At 53.0% G+C, this 15828-nt stretch carries 16 protein-coding genes; 14 read left to right on the top strand and 2 right to left on the bottom strand.

What is annotated here, in order from left to right:
- Positions 1 to 2: 2 nt before the first annotated feature.
- The 4 genes from ACQK2Q_RS08580 to ACQK2Q_RS08565 all read left to right on the top strand — a co-directional run bounded on the left by ACQK2Q_RS08580 (position 3) and on the right by ACQK2Q_RS08565 (position 4885).
- Positions 3 to 1370, top strand: coding sequence for an acetyl-CoA carboxylase biotin carboxylase subunit (locus tag ACQK2Q_RS08580; RefSeq protein WP_425409331.1), 1368 nt, complete (start codon positions 3 to 5; stop codon positions 1368 to 1370).
- Complete coding sequence (locus ACQK2Q_RS08575; protein ID WP_425409330.1) at positions 1288 to 2838, top strand: pyruvate carboxylase; 1551 nt, start codon at positions 1288 to 1290, stop codon at positions 2836 to 2838. Before ACQK2Q_RS08580 ends, ACQK2Q_RS08575 begins: the two co-directional genes overlap by 83 nt.
- A gap of 57 nt (positions 2839 to 2895) precedes the next feature.
- Entirely contained in the window at positions 2896 to 3663 is a 768-nt protein-coding gene (gene surE / locus ACQK2Q_RS08570; protein WP_425409329.1) for a 5'/3'-nucleotidase SurE, read from the top strand.
- A gap of 280 nt (positions 3664 to 3943) precedes the next feature.
- Entirely contained in the window at positions 3944 to 4885 is a 942-nt protein-coding gene (locus tag ACQK2Q_RS08565) for a 3-keto-5-aminohexanoate cleavage protein (protein ID WP_425409328.1), read from the top strand.
- Positions 4886 to 4954: 69 nt separating this feature from the next.
- Here ACQK2Q_RS08565 and ACQK2Q_RS08560 read toward each other — a convergent pair whose 3' ends face one another.
- Positions 4955 to 5734, bottom strand: coding sequence for an enoyl-CoA hydratase-related protein (locus ACQK2Q_RS08560; RefSeq protein WP_425409327.1), 780 nt, complete (start codon positions 5732 to 5734; stop codon positions 4955 to 4957).
- Between the two features lie 222 nt (positions 5735 to 5956).
- Between ACQK2Q_RS08560 and ACQK2Q_RS08555 the strand changes: the two genes are divergently transcribed.
- From ACQK2Q_RS08555 to ACQK2Q_RS08530, 6 genes are all read left to right on the top strand, one after another.
- Entirely contained in the window at positions 5957 to 6661 is a 705-nt protein-coding gene (locus ACQK2Q_RS08555) for a CoA transferase subunit A (RefSeq protein WP_425409326.1), read from the top strand.
- Positions 6661 to 7299: a 3-oxoacid CoA-transferase subunit B gene (locus tag ACQK2Q_RS08550; RefSeq protein WP_425409325.1), complete on the top strand. Its 639-nt coding sequence runs from the start codon at positions 6661 to 6663 to the stop codon at positions 7297 to 7299. The genes ACQK2Q_RS08555 and ACQK2Q_RS08550 overlap by 1 nt, the downstream gene beginning before the upstream one ends.
- 37 nt (positions 7300 to 7336) lie before the next feature.
- The gene (locus ACQK2Q_RS08545) at positions 7337 to 9595 is read left to right on the top strand and encodes a TonB-dependent receptor (protein ID WP_425409324.1); all 2259 of its coding nucleotides are present in this window, start codon (positions 7337 to 7339) and stop codon (positions 9593 to 9595) included.
- 40 nt (positions 9596 to 9635) lie between these two features.
- On the top strand, positions 9636 to 10262 hold the full coding sequence (locus tag ACQK2Q_RS08540) for a carbonic anhydrase (protein WP_425409323.1): 627 nt from the start codon (positions 9636 to 9638) through the stop codon (positions 10260 to 10262).
- A 568-nt stretch (positions 10263 to 10830) separates the two neighbouring features.
- Positions 10831 to 11817, top strand: a complete 987-nt coding sequence (locus ACQK2Q_RS08535; RefSeq protein ID WP_425409322.1) for an ArdC family protein — start codon at positions 10831 to 10833, stop codon at positions 11815 to 11817.
- A 13-nt stretch (positions 11818 to 11830) separates the two neighbouring features.
- On the top strand, positions 11831 to 13528 hold the full coding sequence (locus ACQK2Q_RS08530; RefSeq protein WP_425409321.1) for a ParB/RepB/Spo0J family partition protein: 1698 nt from the start codon (positions 11831 to 11833) through the stop codon (positions 13526 to 13528).
- A gap of 5 nt (positions 13529 to 13533) precedes the next feature.
- On the opposite strand, the gene ACQK2Q_RS08525 is transcribed toward ACQK2Q_RS08530, so the two are convergent.
- Positions 13534 to 13791 (bottom strand): hypothetical protein, encoded by a 258-nt coding sequence (locus tag ACQK2Q_RS08525; protein WP_425409320.1) that lies wholly within the window; start codon positions 13789 to 13791, stop codon positions 13534 to 13536.
- A 139-nt stretch (positions 13792 to 13930) separates the two neighbouring features.
- Here ACQK2Q_RS08525 and ACQK2Q_RS08520 point away from each other — a divergent pair, with 139 nt between their 5' ends.
- From ACQK2Q_RS08520 to traF, 4 genes are all read left to right on the top strand, one after another.
- Positions 13931 to 14260, top strand: coding sequence for a DUF736 domain-containing protein (locus tag ACQK2Q_RS08520; protein WP_425409319.1), 330 nt, complete (start codon positions 13931 to 13933; stop codon positions 14258 to 14260).
- A 343-nt stretch (positions 14261 to 14603) separates the two neighbouring features.
- A complete protein-coding gene (locus tag ACQK2Q_RS08515; protein ID WP_425409318.1) occupies positions 14604 to 14816 on the top strand; it encodes a helix-turn-helix transcriptional regulator in 213 nt (70 codons plus the stop codon).
- The gene (locus ACQK2Q_RS08510) at positions 14717 to 15295 is read left to right on the top strand and encodes a DUF2840 domain-containing protein (protein WP_425409317.1); all 579 of its coding nucleotides are present in this window, start codon (positions 14717 to 14719) and stop codon (positions 15293 to 15295) included. The genes ACQK2Q_RS08515 and ACQK2Q_RS08510 overlap by 100 nt, the downstream gene beginning before the upstream one ends.
- Complete coding sequence (gene traF, locus ACQK2Q_RS08505) at positions 15292 to 15804, top strand: conjugative transfer signal peptidase TraF (protein WP_425409316.1); 513 nt, start codon at positions 15292 to 15294, stop codon at positions 15802 to 15804. Before ACQK2Q_RS08510 ends, traF begins: the two co-directional genes overlap by 4 nt.
- Positions 15805 to 15828 lie beyond the last annotated feature (24 nt).

Raw genomic sequence — 15828 nt, 5'->3', positions numbered from 1 at the left:
CTATGAGTTTGAAACGTATACTAGTGGCCAATCGAGGTGAGATCGCGCTTCGAGTCATTCGTGCGGCGCGAGAGATAGGACTCGAAACCGTTCTCGCCGTTTCAAGTGCAGACAGTGAGAGTCAAGCTGCCAAAGAGGCAGACCGGACAGTAGTAATTGGCCCCGCACCAGCACGTTCATCATATTTGAACGAAAAGCTGATTGTTCACCTCGCGCTCTCGTCCGGATGCGACGGATTGCATCCTGGTTACGGCTTTTTATCTGAACGTGCGTCCTTTGCTGAACTTTGCGAAAATAATGGCATTACTTTTATCGGCCCTAAGGCGGATACAATTCGATTGGTGGGAGACAAACTTGGCGCTCGGGAACTGGCAAACTCTTCGGGCGTTCCAATGGTTCCTGGCAGTAAGAAGATTAACTCTACCGATGAAGCCATACAGGTGGCGAATGAAATCGGGTACCCGGTCATTACGAAAGCGTCAGCGGGCGGCGGCGGGCGAGGAATGGTCGTCGCCAATAACCAAAAGGAACTAGAAGAGTCATTTGATAAAGCTTCCCATGAGGCAAGAGAAGCGTTTGGAGATGGGACGCTGTATCTGGAGAAATATATTAAGAAGGCTCGCCATGTGGAAGTGCAAGTTCTTGGTGACGGAGAGGGAAACATAATTTGCTTTGGGGAACGGGATTGTTCTCTTCAAAGGCGCTATCAGAAGATGGTCGAAGAAGCGCCGGCGACAGTTCTATCGACCGAAAACCGAAAGAAGTTGCATAGTGCAGCCGTAGAATTGCTCTCTCCAATCAACTACCGAAACGCAGGGACAGTAGAATTCCTTTATGATGAAGATACTGAACAGTTTTACTTTATAGAAGTAAACGCGCGAATTCAGGTAGAACATCCTGTATCGGAAAAAATCTGCAATGTAAATCTGGTGCGCGCTCAGCTGGACCTGGCTTCCGGTCAGACAAACAAAATAAAGCAAGACGAAATTCGGCCTACCGGTCATGCTATCGAAGTCCGGATAATCGCAGAGAACCCCCTTAATAATTTCATGCCTTCGCCTGGGCGAATAACGGAGTGGGAGGCACCAGTCGGTGAGAATGTAAGGGTGGACACTGCTGTTTCAGAGGGTGTTCTTGTGACGCCTTACTATGACAGTATGATCGCAAAACTTATCGTGTATGGATGTGCTAGACAAGAAGCTGTAAGCCTACTCTCACAATCATTGGAGAACTTCCACGTAGGCGGGATCCATACCAACATTGCGTTGCTGCGATCCATGATCGCACATGAAGACTTTCAAAACAATAAAATTGACACCCGATGGGCCGAACGAGTCTTTCTCCCGGCTTACTTATCAAAAGGAGTATGAACTGATGGCACATGTTGACATCTTGGATACGACCATAAGGGATGGGCAACAAGCCTTATGGGGTATGCGTATGAAAGCTGGAATGGCATTGCCTGTTGCGCCTATTATCGACAGGACAGGCTATAGTGTTATCGATCTTACCGCCTCCTCTCTTTTTGAAGTTCTCGTGCGCCACTGTCAGGAAAATCCATGGGAAGGTATGGACCTTCTTGTGGAAGCGATGCCCAGGACACCTAAACGAGCCGGAATGAGATCTAATGCCGCAGTGAGCTTTGGCATTACCCCAGATGCGTTGATGGACGCCTGGATGCGACAGTTGGCTGTCCATGGATGCAGAAGCTTTTGGGTCTATGATGTCCTGTTCAACATGGATAAGATGTTAAGACTGGCCAAGCTTGCAAAAGACTGCAATTCTACCTGCGCTGGCGCGTTAATGTTTACTCTTTCACCTGTTCATACAGACGAATACTATGCTGATAAGGTAGAAAAGCTTGCCGCTTCTCCAGATATCGATTCAATTTTAATTTACGACACCGCTGGCGTATTAGAAAAAGAAAGATTGAGCACGCTGATACCTGCTTTAAAAGCTGTGGCGCGTGGCAAGCCAATTGAGATGCACGCGAACAACATCTTGGGTCAATCCGGAAAAGCATATTTAGATGCCGTAGAACTAGGTGTCACAGTATTGCATACTTCCACGCGGCCGCTTGCAAACGGGCCTGCTGTGCCGTCAACTCAAATGTTTGTGCACAATTTAGAAATGCTTGGACATACGCACGATATTGACGTTTCGCTACTAGACCCAGTCGCCAAGCATTTTGAAAAAGTTGGAAGGGCGGCTGGGTATTTAGTTAATCAAAATAACGAATATGATGTTTTGGCCGTTCAACACCAGGTGCCTGGAGGAATGGTCGGCACGTTTAAGGCAAACCTTGCCCAACACGGAATGGAAGAGAGGCTTGAAGACGTCCTAAGAGAAACGGCCATTGTTCGACGCGAGTTAGGTTACCCGGGAATGGCAACCCCGTTCAGTCAAATTGTCGGCATACAAGCGGTTCTCAATATTGTTTCCGGCGAACGATACAGCGTGGTCACTGATGAAGTTATTGCTTATGCAGCAGGGTTCTACGGAGAGATGGTAGCACCCATTGATCCTAACGTTCTCGACAAAATTATGGCTTCGAAACGCGCCAAAGAAGTCGTTGCAAACCCGCCTGAGAATCCATCAATTGAAGAATTGCGAAAGCGGCATGGCACTGACGATGATGACGAATTGATCTTGAGAGCGCTTGTCCCTGAGGCGGACCTAGAAAAGATGCGTGCATCTGGTCCAGTTCAACGCAGTTACCCATTATTGTCTTCACCAGAACTCGATCAGGTGCAGCAACTCATGAAGATGACTAAATCGCCAGCTGTTCAGGTGAAGCTAGGGAAGATGCAGGTTGAGCTTTATCGTCAAGGTTTGTGATAAGGTTTGCGGACCTGCAGCCGTCGCCAGATTTTCCAAAAATTCGAGGTAGGTTTCATGGCTCATCATCGCGTCCTGCTTGTAAATGACGATGGGATTCATTCTGAGGGTATCGCGGTGCTAGAGACTATAGTCCGGGAAATTTTCGATGATGTTTGGATTGTAGCGCCTGATGAGGAAAAATCAGGCGCAGCCCACTCAATTTCTCTGTCGGTGCCCTTGCGAGCTCGTCAACTAGGTGAGAAAAAATTCGCAGTCAAAGGAACGCCGGCTGATTGCGTAATACTTGCTTATTGGGAATTAATGAAGGATAGCCCGCCGACGATTGTCTTATCAGGAATCAATCACGGCGAGAATCTTGGCGAAGATGTCCTTTATTCCGGAACGACTGGCGCAGCAATTGAAAGCGCTGCTCTTGGCCTACCGTCAATCGCGCTAAGTCAGGTGAGAGTCCTTGGAAAGACGCCGCGTTTAGATACTGCCAGAATTCACACTTTGGATATTCTGACTAAACTCATGAAGTTAGATTGGAAACCAGGCCTTATCGCGAATGTAAATTTTCCAGACGTTGATGGCGGCAATGTTTCAGGCTTTCGTTCTACGCGCCTCGGTCGCCGGAAACCGGGAACGTTCACCCCTAGATCTGGAGCGGATGGTCGCAATGTGCCTTATCATTGGATAAAAGTGGCCTACGAGCTAGGAGAGCCAGAGGTCGGAACGGATCTGCATGCGATTAAAGAACAAGCGATTTCGATAACGCCGCTTAATATTGATATGACGCACTCGGCTTATTGCGATACACTTAAGAACCACTTTGAAACATGATGTTGACCATGCTTTTGTAGCTAAGGGCGGCAGTAAGCGTAAAGGGCGAGAGTGCACCGTAAGAATCTTCGCTGTCCGTCTTCGACAAACGCCGAGTCCTTGGCAGGCAAGTAACATTCCAAGTGCTTAGAGTAGATTATTTCTAGCAATGACGTGTTGGGTGCTGATGCATTTCGGCACCGCTTATCCAGTGAATCGCTTCCTTCTCAAGCATAGAGCGTAACCAGTTTTCCTTGTGCGAGATTTATAGGCTAAAGAAAAGAACAGCAGTGAAAATCCGATGAGCAAAACGCCATATCGTCGTAAAGTCATAATTACATGCGCCATTACGGGCAGTATTCATACTCCGTCGATGTCTCCGTACTTGCCTATTACGCCCGACGATATCGCTAAAGAAGCCGTGGCGGCGGCAGAGGCGGGCGCCTCGATTCTTCACATGCACGCGCGCAACCCTCACGACGGTCGGCCAACACAGGATCCTGCGGTTTATGCAGAATTTTTACCGCGAATTAAGCAGGCAACACCGGCAATTCTGAATTTGACGAGTGGTGGCGCAGTCACATTGACCCTAGAAGAACGGCTTAAACCGGCCGCCAAATTTGCCCCGGAAGTTGCTTCTCTCAATATGGGATCGATGAATCTTGGTTTGTTTCCACTTTTGTCTCGCTTTCATACATTCAAATATGATTGGGAAAGGCCATATTTAGAAAGTAGTTCGGACATTGTGTTTCGCAACACCTTTAAAGACATTGCTTATATTTTGGAGACTTGCAGAGGGAACGGAACTAAGTTCGAGTGCGAATGTTATGACACCTCTCATTTATACAACTTAGCATATTTTTTGGATCAGGGTCTAATTGAGCCACCATTATTTATTCAAACCGTATTTGGATTGTTAGGCGGAATTGGTTCGCACCCAGAAGATGTGATTCACTTGAAAAGAACGGCCGACCGCCTATTTGGCGACCAATATGTTTGGTCAGTCTTAGGTGCGGGCCGCAATCAAATGCCGATTGCTTGCCAAGCTATCAATATGGGCGGCAATGTACGCGTTGGTTTGGAGGACAGCCTTTGGAAAGGTCCAGGCCAAATGGCTGAGTCCAACGCGGATCAAGTATCGCTTATCAAATCAGTGATCGAAAGTTTGGGAATGGCTGCTGCGACTGCCGACGAAGCAAGGGTCATGTTGAGGCTAAAGGGATCCGATCATGTGAAATTTTGACACGTAATTTTGCCGCAAAAAGATTGATTCCTCCCTAACTTGCCGCAAGCGATACTTGCGGCTTTTTTTTTAGCGGCCTTTCCATATCGGAGAACGCTTTTCTATGAAGGCCTTAGGGCCTTCAAGGTAGTCATCTGTTGCGGACAGGTGTTTCAAAGCTTCGACGCTTAGCTCATGCAAGGTTACTTCGTCATGGTCGAACGCTAAACGGAGTATGGATAAAGACGCCTGTACTGCGAGCGGCGCCCCAGTGCAAAGTGCCTTTGCCAAGGTGATGGAGCGGTCAATTACATCCCTATTTGGCGAAAGGTGGTTGATTAGGCCGTACTGATGGAGAAGGCGGCAATTGATTGGTGCGCCGGTAAGAATCATTTCAGCAGCAATTGCTTTGGGGATAGACCGTACTAAGCGGTACAGTCCCCCAGCGCCCGCAACTAACCCTCGTTGAACTTCGGGTAAACCAAAGGCGCCGTCTTCGTCGGCAACGATTAAATCGCACGCCAGGGCTATCTCAAATCCACCGGCTAACGCTTTTCCTTTTACCGCGGCGATCCATGGTTTGGCTCGCTTGAACCCGGTAAACCCGGCAAATGCTCCCTTCTTCGTAAAAAGTTTTTCGAGCTTGCCGTTGGAAACCTCTTTTAAATCAGCTCCTGATGAAAAGACTTTGTCACCCGCGCCAGTAAGAATGCAAACCCATATGCTTTCATCATCTTCCAACTGCTGGACGGCGCTTTCTAGCTGGAGTGTCGTTTCAACATCGATAGCGTTATAAACTGTTGGCCGATTAATCATCACCAACATGATGTGCTCATTGATTCTTTTTAGAACGATCTTTGATTCCGACACAATTTCTTCCTTCTTTTTCGAACTACCATCCAATGTACTCTGTTGAATTTCGGTACGAAATATCACGAACAATATAGGCTAAATTTTTGCTGAATTACAGCACTGAGGTGGACACGGCGCCACCAGGCTGAGGCGCGGAATTCCATATGAGAGTCGTCCGCATACAAGTATTAACCATCGCACACGAGTAAACTATAAAATTCGCCACGTTGGGAAACGACTATGAATAAGCAGTGTCATGACGCTCATGTCGCCCTTGAAGGGATTGTTTTTGACGGGATGACGGTCATGGCAGGTGGTTTCGGTCTCTGCGGCATACCGGAAAACCTTATCATTGCGTTGCGTGATACTGGCGTAAAAGAGCTGACGGTAATATCCAACAACGCCGGTGTCGATGATTTTGGTCTGGGCCTTCTGTTGCATACGCATCAGATAAAAAAAATGATCTCGTCCTATGTGGGCGAAAACAAGGAATTTGAACGCCAATACTTGTCAGGTGAGCTAGAACTCGAATTTAATCCTCAGGGCACGCTGGCTGAGCGCATTCGGGCTGGTGGAGCCGGTATTCCGGGCTTTTATACAAAGACTGGGGTCGGCACGTTAATCGCCGAAGGCAAAGAGCAAAAAGTATTCAACTGTGAGACCTATATTATGGAAACGGCGCTCGTCGCGGACCTTTCGATCGTCAAGGCTTGGAAAGGCGATGCAGAGGGCAATCTTGTGTTCCGCAAGACGGCGCGAAATTTCAATCCCATGATGGCGACCGCCGGGCAGGTTACGGTCGCGGAAGTCGAAGAAATTGTGCAAGTTGGCGGGCTCGATCCTGACTATATTCATACACCAGGCATTTATGTGCAGCGGTTAATTCAAGGCAAGCACGAAAAACGCATTGAGCAACGAACTGTGCGGAAAAAGGAAAGCGCCTAATGCCTTGGGATCGTAATCAGATGGCGCGGCGCGCAGCGAAGGAGTTGAAAGACGGCTTTTACGTTAATCTTGGTATTGGCATTCCGACGTTGGTCGCCAATCATATTCCAGATGGCGTTGACGTTACTCTCCAGTCTGAAAACGGTATGCTTGGCATGGGGCCTTTTCCGTATGACGATGAGGTCGATGCGGATCTGGTTAACGCCGGCAAGCAGACTATTACAGAATTGCGGCGTACCTCCTATTTTTCTTCCGCCGATTCCTTTGCAATGATACGCGGCGGGCATATTGACCTTTCTATTCTCGGCGCGATGGAGGTTTCTGAAAAGGGTGATCTCGCCAACTGGATGATCCCCGGCAAGATGGTGAAAGGCATGGGTGGCGCTATGGACCTCGTTGCTGGCGTTAAGCGGGTTGTCGTTGTGATGGACCACGCCTCGAAGGGCGGTGCGCCGAAACTCCTGCACGAATGCAGCCTGCCGCTCACCGGTAAGCAAGTCGTTGATATGATTATCACCAATCTTGGCGTGTTTACAGTGGAGCGAGGCGAGGGGCTGACACTTGTTGAGCTTGCCGAAGAGGTGACTCTTGATGACGTCAAATCTCATACAGAAGCGAATTACGCTCTCGGGCTTTAGCTCTGTCCTAGTCTAACGTTTACGGATTAATAATAAAATGTATAGCAAGTTCATGCGGCAAGCATTTCGAGGCGGTGCTTTTTTTGTATCTGGTGTAACTTTCATTTTATCGTCTGCGATGAGTGCAGAATCGGATACTATTACAGTAACGGCATCGAAGCGCGTTCAAAACCTTAACGATATTGCGGTGAGCGTCGACGTCATCAGCGGCGCCCAGATCGACAAGGCGAACGGGTTCAATAGCGCGGAAGAAATCACGCAGCTTTTGTCGGGCGTGCAGGCGGCGGTCGCGAACGGCAATCAGATCGCGTTTCAGATCCGCGGCATCGGCGCCGTCGACCATCAGGCGCTGACGCCGACCGCCGCGGCCGTTTACATGGACGGCGTCTTTCTGGCGACGAATGTGCAGACAGGGCCGCTTGTTTACGATCTCGACCGCATCGAAGTCTTGAAAGGCCCGCAAGGCTCGCTTTATGGGCGCAACGCGTCATCCGGCGCCGTCAATTTCATCTCCGCGGCGCCGTCAGAAGAAACCTCCGGTTATCTCGGCTGGTCCTATGGCCGGTTCGACCGCCTCGACGCGTCGGGCGCCCTTGGCGGCTCGCTTGGCGGAGGATTTTCCGGGCGCATCGCCGGGCGCTATCTGAAACAGGACGCCGCGCTCAATAACGTTCAAACCGATCCGAATGTGACGGCGCCGAAGCGCGCCGGCGGCGAGCGCGATGAGTTCGGGTTGCGCGGTTCCCTGCAATGGCAAGGGGAGGGCGCGCGTTTTCTGTTGCGCGCGCATTACGAAGAAGACAATGGCGTCAACCCGGCGCCGCGCAATCTCAATCTCGATGTCGGCAAACATGAAATCTCCGTCGGGCCCGATGGCGTGCAGGACACGGACAACGAGTTTTACGGCGTTTCTCTGGAGGCGGTTGTTCCGGCCGGTGAATGGGAATTGTTCTCCCTGACGGCGCTCGAGGGCTACCGCCAGGATTACGGCTTCGATTTCGACGGCGCGTCGGCGCCCTTCGGTGATCCGGCCCTGAACGCCAATCTTCATTACGACCGCGAGTTCTTGCAGTGGAGCGAAGAGATCCGCCTTCAGGGCGACTGGTCGCTTGGTCACAGCCTGATTGGCGTCGCCGCGGCCGGCGAGGATTTCGAACAGGAATATCTCATCTGGTGCGGTGAGCTTGACCCTGCGACGCGTCTCGGAACATGTCGTTACGTCGGCGCGCCGGGCCGGGTTGGCCCAACCCCCGCTTCGCCGGGTGTCGCGACGACGCTGGTCAACGATATCGAACAGACGCGCAAGATCGCTGCGATCTTCACCTATAACGATATCATTCTCACTGATGCGCTGACGCTGACGCTTGGCGCCCGCTATACCTATGAAAATATCAAGGGCGAAGGGCAGGGCGTTCATATTTTCGATGACGGCGTCATCGCGTTCAACAATCGCGATGGGCTCGGTCCGGCGATTGGTGAAAACCGCATCAAGGAAAATCGCTTGAGCGGCAATGCTGCGCTTTCCTATCGGTTCTCCGATGCGGCGATGATCTACGCATCCTTTTCCAACGGATATAAAAGCGGCGGCTTCAATGGCGAGGTGCAAAACAACGCCGCGCATTTTCGCGATGAAGGCCTTTTCCGCGCCGAGACCGTCAACGCCTATGAGCTTGGCTATAAGGGCGAGCCGGCGCCAGGCCTCTCCTTGCGCGCCGCCGCCTTCTATCAGGACTATGATGCGCCTCAGGCGCGCCTCTTTGTCAATTTCGCCCTGCCGGGCGGCGGGTCGATCACGTCCAATTCGCTCTCCAATCTCGACAAGGCGAAGGCCTATGGCGTTGAAGGCGGTTTTGACTGGGCGGCGTCAGAGGCGTTCACTCTTGGCGGGTCGGTGACATTGCTTGAAACCGAAATCAGCCAGACGACGGATATAGGCGGCAATGCGGCGTTGTTTGACGGCAATCCCTTGCCCTTCGCGTCCGATGTGTCGGCGACAGGTTTTGCGCGCTATGTTCGAGAACTTGGCGGCGGCGCCAGCCTCGCCCTGCAAGCCAACGCTAAATATCAAAGCGCTTTTTATCTCGACGCCGAAGGCCTCGCGGAGCGCCGCCAGGGTGCCTATACGATCGCAGACGCCGGGGCTGCGCTGGTCTTTGACAATGGTCTGGAGCTTGCGCTTCGGGGCCGCAATCTCCTTAACAAGGATTACGCCGTCTCGGGCTATGGCTTTATCGGCTATAATGTCTTTGTGGGTCCGCCGCGCAGCTGGGAAATCGCGATCCGGAAGCAATTTTAAAGCTGCTCACGTATCATCAAATAGGATCAGGATTTTACCGATGCTAGATTTTGTCCGCGGCGCATTACAATTTGAAAATACAATTTTTAAAGATTGCCAGAAGCATTTTGAAGATCTTGTTCACGGGCAAAAACCAAACGCCTTGTTTATAACATGTTCAGATAGCCGACTCGATCCAAATCTGATTACACAATCCAAACCGGGCGAACTTTTTATTTGCAGAAATGTCGGCAACATTGTGCCGCCGCATTCGCACCAAACGGGTGCAATGACGGTGTGCATAGAATATTCCTTGGGAATATTGAATGTCCCTCACATTGTAGTCTGTGGTCACTATGGTTGCGGTGCGATGCAAGCTGCAATGCAGCCGGAATCTGTCTGCAAGATGCCGCATACGTCTACATGGCTTAGTTATGTTGAGGCGGCAACTCTTGTAGTTCAGGATCGGTACGCTGAACTGGACGATGCTGGAAAACTCGACCACTTAGTTGAAGAAAATATACGATTGCAGATTTCGCATCTTAAGACCCATCCTTATGTCGTTAGGGCTTTGGCCCAAAAACGATTGCAAATACACGGCTGGGTATTTGATCTGCGAAAAGGGAAAATAAAGGTATTACGCGAGGAACAAGATGAATTCGTTAGCTTGAGAGAGAAATATATTTAATTGAGATAAGTTCCGCTGAAAAGAAACATTTTGATTCCCGCTAGTTTCGAGCGCAGACCAGATTAAACTTGGCGGTTAATAGCAGATACAAAATATATATTGAGTGAAGAGGCGTAGAGTGCTCAGTGTACATTATGATTGTACACAGTGTAACTGTTGATCTACGCAGCGGTTCTATTTGCGCATTTATAAATTCCAACCTGAAAAATGCTTCGGCGGCCGCCGCCGCTGTGCGGCGCCGGGCTCGCGTGAACGAAGCCCGCTATTTGCGGTCTTCGCCCTTCGGGCTTTGATCCCTGCCGCGGCCCGCGCTGGCGCGCGGGATAAGGACGGCGCTGGCGCGCCGGCTTTTCAAGGGTTTCCCCTTGGACTGGCGGGGGCGGCGGAACGGAAGCGGGCCTGGCGCCGGGCGGTCCCGGCGCAACCGCTTCGGATATTAATCCGTCTGCGTCCGTTTTTTTCTCCTACCGAAACGGTTGCGCCGCGCCCTTGAAGCCCGTCGCCCGAAAGCCCCGCTTCCGCCGCCCCCGCCAGTCCGGGGGAAACAGCGGCGGGACCGAGAGGAGCGATGGGCATGACCGGGGAGAAAACCGAAACCAAGGAACGCACGGCGAGGAAAAAGAGAATGCCGCGCGGAGACATTTACGAGGAAGTGACGTCCAAAATCGTGGCCGAGCTTGAGGCGGGCCGCTTTCCTTGGGCGCAGCCTTGGGCCGCAAGAGGCGAGGCCGCAACCCTTGCGGCGGGCCTGCCGAAAAACGCGGCGACGGGCGCGACATATTCCGGCATCAACATTTTGCTGCTGTGGGGCGCCGCCATCGAGAACGGCTTTTCGTCTCAGGTCTGGCTCACCTTCAAACAGGCGAAAGCCCTCGGCGGCACGGTAATGAAGGGCGAGCGCGGCTCGATGGTCGTCTACGCCGACAAGTTCATTCCCAAAGACGAAATGGAAAGAGTCGCCAAGGAAGGCGGCGACGCGAAGTTCACGCCTTTCCTGAAACGCTACACCGTCTTTAACGCCGCGCAATGCGAAGGCCTGCCCGAAGGCGTCGCCGCGAAATCAGAACCGCACCCCGAATGCGAGACGATCCCGCGCGCGGAAAATCTCATCGCCGCGACCGGCGCCGACTTCCGCATCGGCGGCGACCGCGCCTTTTACGTGCCGAGCCAAGACTTCATTCGCGTGCCGCCGCAGCCCGCTTTTTTCGAGCAGATCAACTATTACCGGACATGCTTTCACGAGCTTGGCCACTGGACCGGCCACGCTTCGCGCCTCAATCGCGAATTCAAAGGCCGCTACGGTTCGCACGCCTACGCCCGCGAGGAACTGGTTGCGGAACTTAGCTCAGCATTCATCTGCGCCTCGCTCGCGATTACGCCGACCGTTCGCCATGCGGATTATGTCGGCGCGTGGCTTGAGGTTCTGAAACAAGACAACCGCGCGATTTTCAACGCGGCGTCGCTCGCCTCCAAAGCGGCGGATTTCATTCTGGCGTTTGGTGAGACGCCTGCGCCGCAACGCGCGCAAACGCTTTCCCAATCACAAGCAGCCTGAAAGGAGAACCATCATGGACCTTGTGCATATCCCCCTGGAGAACCTCAAAGTCTCGGCCCTCAATATGCGGGCCGGACGGAAGAAACCGCCGCTCGACGACATATTGCCGTCGATCAGGACGCGCGGCGTTCTTGTGCCCTTGCTTGTCCGGCCCAAGGACAGGGACGACGCCTTTGAGATCATCGCCGGACGGCGGCGCTATTTCGCGTCGAAGGAAGTCGCGAAAGAGTCCGGCGAGGCGACGCCCTTGCCGTGCCGCGTTCTCGCCGCAGGCGATGACGCTGCCGCCGTCGAAGCGTCGATCCTCGAAAATGTCGCGCGCCTTGAACCGGGCGACATGCAGCAATTCGAGGCGTTCAAAGCGCTTTCGGACAAGGGCCGGAGCGTCGAGGAGATCGCGAATGTCTTCGGCGTCACGGAACTCACCGTCCGCCGCCGCCTTGCGCTCGGAAGCCTCATTCCGGCGATCCGAAAGGCTTACGCTAACGAGGACATAGACGGCGCCAGCGTCATGGCGCTGACCTTGGCGAGCGAGGCGAAACAGAAAGAATGGTTTCAGATGTTTCGCGCCGACGACATGCGGGCGCCGCGCGGGCGCGAGCTTAAGCGCTGGCTCTTGGGCGGCGGCGACATCGAAACGAAAGTCGCGCTCTTTTCCCTCGAAGATTATGACGGCGACATTTACGAGGACTTGTTCGGGGAAAAGTCCGTTTTCGCCGACGCCGAAAAGTTCTGGCGCTGGCAGGACGGCGCCGTCGAAAAACTGCGCGAGAGCCTCATCGCCAGCGGATGGGCCAAGGTCAATATCCTGCCGCGCGGCGAGCATTTTTCCTCTTGGGAATACGACCAGAAGACCAAAAAACAAGGGGGCGAAGTCTTCGTCGAAACCCGCCATTCCGGCGAGGTCAAAGTCCATAAAGGCTATGCGCCGCGCGTCAGGAAAGCGAAGAACAAGGGCAAGGATGCGGCGCAAGCCGCGCGCCCGGAACTCTCGGCGCCGATGCAGAATTATGTAGACCTGCATCGTCACGCGGCGCTGAGGGCGGCGATGTTAGGCCATCCCGGCGCCGCTTTGCGGATGCTCGCCGCGCATCTGATCGCGGGCGCGCCGAACATCCGCGCCGAGCCGGACAAACTGCAAACGCGAAAGGAAGCGACGGCGGAAAGCCTCGCCGCGTCGAAAGGCGAAGCGGTTTTCGCAAAAGAACGTCAGGAAATCGCGGCGCTCATCGAGCTTGAGGACGCCGCTTCGATCAGCGGCGGCAATGGCGACGAATACCGCCTCGCCAATATCTTCGCGCGGCTGATGAAACTTTCCAACGAAGACGTGACGCGCATTCTTGTCTACATATCTAGCGAGTTGCTGGCGCCGGGTCATGCCGCTATCGACTGCATAGAGCGCGTTATTCCCTTCGAGATTGCGGACTGGATGACGCCGGACGAGGCGTTTTTCGATCTGTTGCGCGACAGGAAAGTCACGAACGCCATGCTGAAAGAGATCGCCGGGGCCGAGATCGCGGCGGCGAATGCGGGCGAGCCAGTGAAGGTCCAGAAGGCGATTATTCGCGATTTTCTCAGCGGCGCCAACGGACGCGAGGCGGTTCCGAATTGGCGCCCGGCGTGGCTCATTGGCGGCGGCCTCGCCTATACGGACGCCGGACATTCCGGCGCGGCGCGCGCCGAATGGCTCTCGCCGCTATTCGCGGCGTGAGCGGATCAGCGGGGCGGAACGCATGTTTCGCCCCGCTCCTTGCCCAAGGATTCCGCATTGAGAAACGCATTCGGCAGGCGTGAAACGCCGCCGCAGAATTGTCGGTGCGTTGTGAAATTCCGGTCCGGATTTGCGCCATAAGTCTCCCCTCCGGTCGCGGCGGAGACAGTCATTCCCGGCCTTGATTTGACGCGAAACTGAACGACGACCGGCCCGCCCGAAACCGCCGTCGCCGGATTTTTTCCTCTGGCTTCGCCATTCATCGCGAAACAAAAAATCCGCCGTCGTCGGTCCTCCGCTGCGCTGCGGTCCTGACGGATGCGGGCGTTCCGGCGCGCCGTTCTTTCCGTTTCGCATCGGCCGGGGAATGGGTCTCCGGCCAATCGACAAGGAGACTTGAAGATGGCTCAATCACTTGGAACCGTAACGAAACGCGACAATGGCGGCTTTGAAGGCACGCTCGCGATGATGACGCTCAATGCGAAAATCTCGATCGTGCCGAACGAGGCGAAGGAAAACGACCGCCAGCCCGACTATCGCATTTACGCCCGCAATGGCGGCGAAATCGGCGGCGGCTGGAATCGCGTCGGAAAGAATTCCGGCAAGCCTTACGTCTCGCTGACGCTCGCGCATCCCGCCTTCGGACCGGGCCGCATCTTTGCGAACCTCGCCCGCGCAGCAGGCTCCGATGACGAAAGCGTCCTCGCCATTCTCTGGAATCCGCAAAACTAACCGCGGGTTTCATCGCAAAAAACGGCCCTCGCGCGGTTTATCCGCGCGAGGGTTTTTATGCTGCTTCATGCGCTTTTCAACGGTTATCTTTCGACTGGAAAAAGAAAGATTTCTCTACTTTGTATTAGGCGCCGGATAGTAAAAAATAGACCCAGAAAATTGAACTTTTAAGGGTGTTGTGAGTGGATTTGAGTGAAGTTAAGTGCGTGCTGGGGAATACTGCGAAAGCCTTAGGAAAAACAACGTAGTAATGGGGATTTTTTGACTATGTTTTATTGCGGAATACTAGGATTTGTGATATGTATTTTGCGGTTGTTTGGGTATGAGTGGGGGAGCAAAAATTGTGTCCGAATCCCATCAAGAAGCAGTCGATAATCCAGAGCAAAGCCCCTTCCTGATAACATCGGAAGCAGCAGCTTATCTCAAGTTAAAAAAGCGAACCCTCGATAATATGCGATGGCGCGGCGACGGACCGAAATTCAGAAAACATGGCGGTCGTGTTTGCTATCATATCGACGATTTGCGCGACTGGTCGCGGTCTTCCAACGCGCCATAAACTTCGTGGACAACTTTACGGAATTAACCGCTTTTGAGATCCATTACTTCAAAGGCCGGGTGAATTATCGACTGCTGTTTCCGGCGCCAGCGTTCCGTCGGTGGATCGATAGGGAGCGGTCCATAGTCTATTTTCCGTCAAATACAATCGTCGGATATGGGCGATGGCGAGCGAATGAATACGGCACGCAAATCTGGCGCTGTTTTGTCTTAAGAACGCTTGCGCCGAATAACCCAGGCGTCTGCATTCCCGGCGTTTCGCCAAGCGTCGAAATCCTGCTCTCGACACGCGGCGCTAGACGTTCAAAACAGTTTTTGGCTTCCATTGACGGTTTGAAAAGAAGAGGGGATGTAGTGGAGAGTTTCTCTGCCTCTTACTGGCGGCACTTACATCTTATGCTGCAATTGAACCACGAACCGCATGCTTTCGGAGAAGCGCAACGGGCCGCTGTTTCAGTGAAGCAAAAGGTCGTGAGATGAGAAAAAAGCGAATTATTTTGGGCGCAGGTTTTGTGTCTGTCGGGTTGTTGATGGCCGCATCAGTTGCGCCAATGCAGGCAAAGTTGATTTACAATCCAAGTGCCAGCGCGCCGAAGGGATTCTATTGGATTGGGCAAAAAACAGCGTTTAAGAGAGGCGATTTTGTTGCCGCATTTACTCCAAAAGAGGCGCAAAAACTGGCGTCAGGCAGGGGGTATTTGCCCGAAAATCTACCGGTTTTGAAGAGCATTTACGGGATCGAGGGAGACCGCATTTGTATTGAAAACGGCACCGTATTTATTAACGGGAGACGTGTTGTTGACGTACTTGAAAGCGATTCCTATGGGCGACAGATGCCCATTCATGAGGGATGCTTTCAGCTTCAGGCAGGAGAATTTTTCCTGCTTTCAACGCAAATACCAAACTCCTTTGACAGTCGGTATTTCGGGCCGGTTGGCGAAGACCGCATTCTGGGCGTTGCGACGCCGCTGGCGGTTTTCGTGAAGTGAAAATCGTCAGATGGCGGAGGAACA

The sequence above is a fragment of the Hyphococcus sp. genome, from assembly GCF_965228385.1.
GTDB lineage: Bacteria > Pseudomonadota > Alphaproteobacteria > Caulobacterales > Parvularculaceae > Hyphococcus.
The sequence above is the reverse complement of the archived record's forward strand: the minus strand, read 5'-3'. Positions and strand labels throughout refer to the sequence as shown.

Bases quoted from the DNA above. Each gene is read 5' to 3' on its own strand.
- ACQK2Q_RS08580 (WP_425409331.1), top strand. From the start codon at position 3: ATGAGTTTGAAACGTATACTAGTGGCCAATCGAGGTGAGATCGCGCTT.
- ACQK2Q_RS08575 (WP_425409330.1), top strand. From the start codon at position 1,288: ATGAAGACTTTCAAAACAATAAAATTGACACCCGATGGGCCGAACGAG.
- surE (WP_425409329.1), top strand. From the start codon at position 2,896: ATGGCTCATCATCGCGTCCTGCTTGTAAATGACGATGGGATTCATTCT.
- ACQK2Q_RS08565 (WP_425409328.1), top strand. From the start codon at position 3,944: ATGAGCAAAACGCCATATCGTCGTAAAGTCATAATTACATGCGCCATT.
- ACQK2Q_RS08555 (WP_425409326.1), top strand. From the start codon at position 5,957: ATGAATAAGCAGTGTCATGACGCTCATGTCGCCCTTGAAGGGATTGTT.
- ACQK2Q_RS08550 (WP_425409325.1), top strand. From the start codon at position 6,661: ATGCCTTGGGATCGTAATCAGATGGCGCGGCGCGCAGCGAAGGAGTTG.
- ACQK2Q_RS08545 (WP_425409324.1), top strand. From the start codon at position 7,337: ATGTATAGCAAGTTCATGCGGCAAGCATTTCGAGGCGGTGCTTTTTTT.
- ACQK2Q_RS08540 (WP_425409323.1), top strand. From the start codon at position 9,636: ATGCTAGATTTTGTCCGCGGCGCATTACAATTTGAAAATACAATTTTT.
- ACQK2Q_RS08535 (WP_425409322.1), top strand. From the start codon at position 10,831: ATGGGCATGACCGGGGAGAAAACCGAAACCAAGGAACGCACGGCGAGG.
- ACQK2Q_RS08530 (WP_425409321.1), top strand. From the start codon at position 11,831: ATGGACCTTGTGCATATCCCCCTGGAGAACCTCAAAGTCTCGGCCCTC.
- ACQK2Q_RS08525 (WP_425409320.1), bottom strand. From the start codon at position 13,791: ATGAATGGCGAAGCCAGAGGAAAAAATCCGGCGACGGCGGTTTCGGGC.
- ACQK2Q_RS08520 (WP_425409319.1), top strand. From the start codon at position 13,931: ATGGCTCAATCACTTGGAACCGTAACGAAACGCGACAATGGCGGCTTT.
- ACQK2Q_RS08510 (WP_425409317.1), top strand. From the start codon at position 14,717: ATGGCGCGGCGACGGACCGAAATTCAGAAAACATGGCGGTCGTGTTTG.
- traF (WP_425409316.1), top strand. From the start codon at position 15,292: ATGAGAAAAAAGCGAATTATTTTGGGCGCAGGTTTTGTGTCTGTCGGG.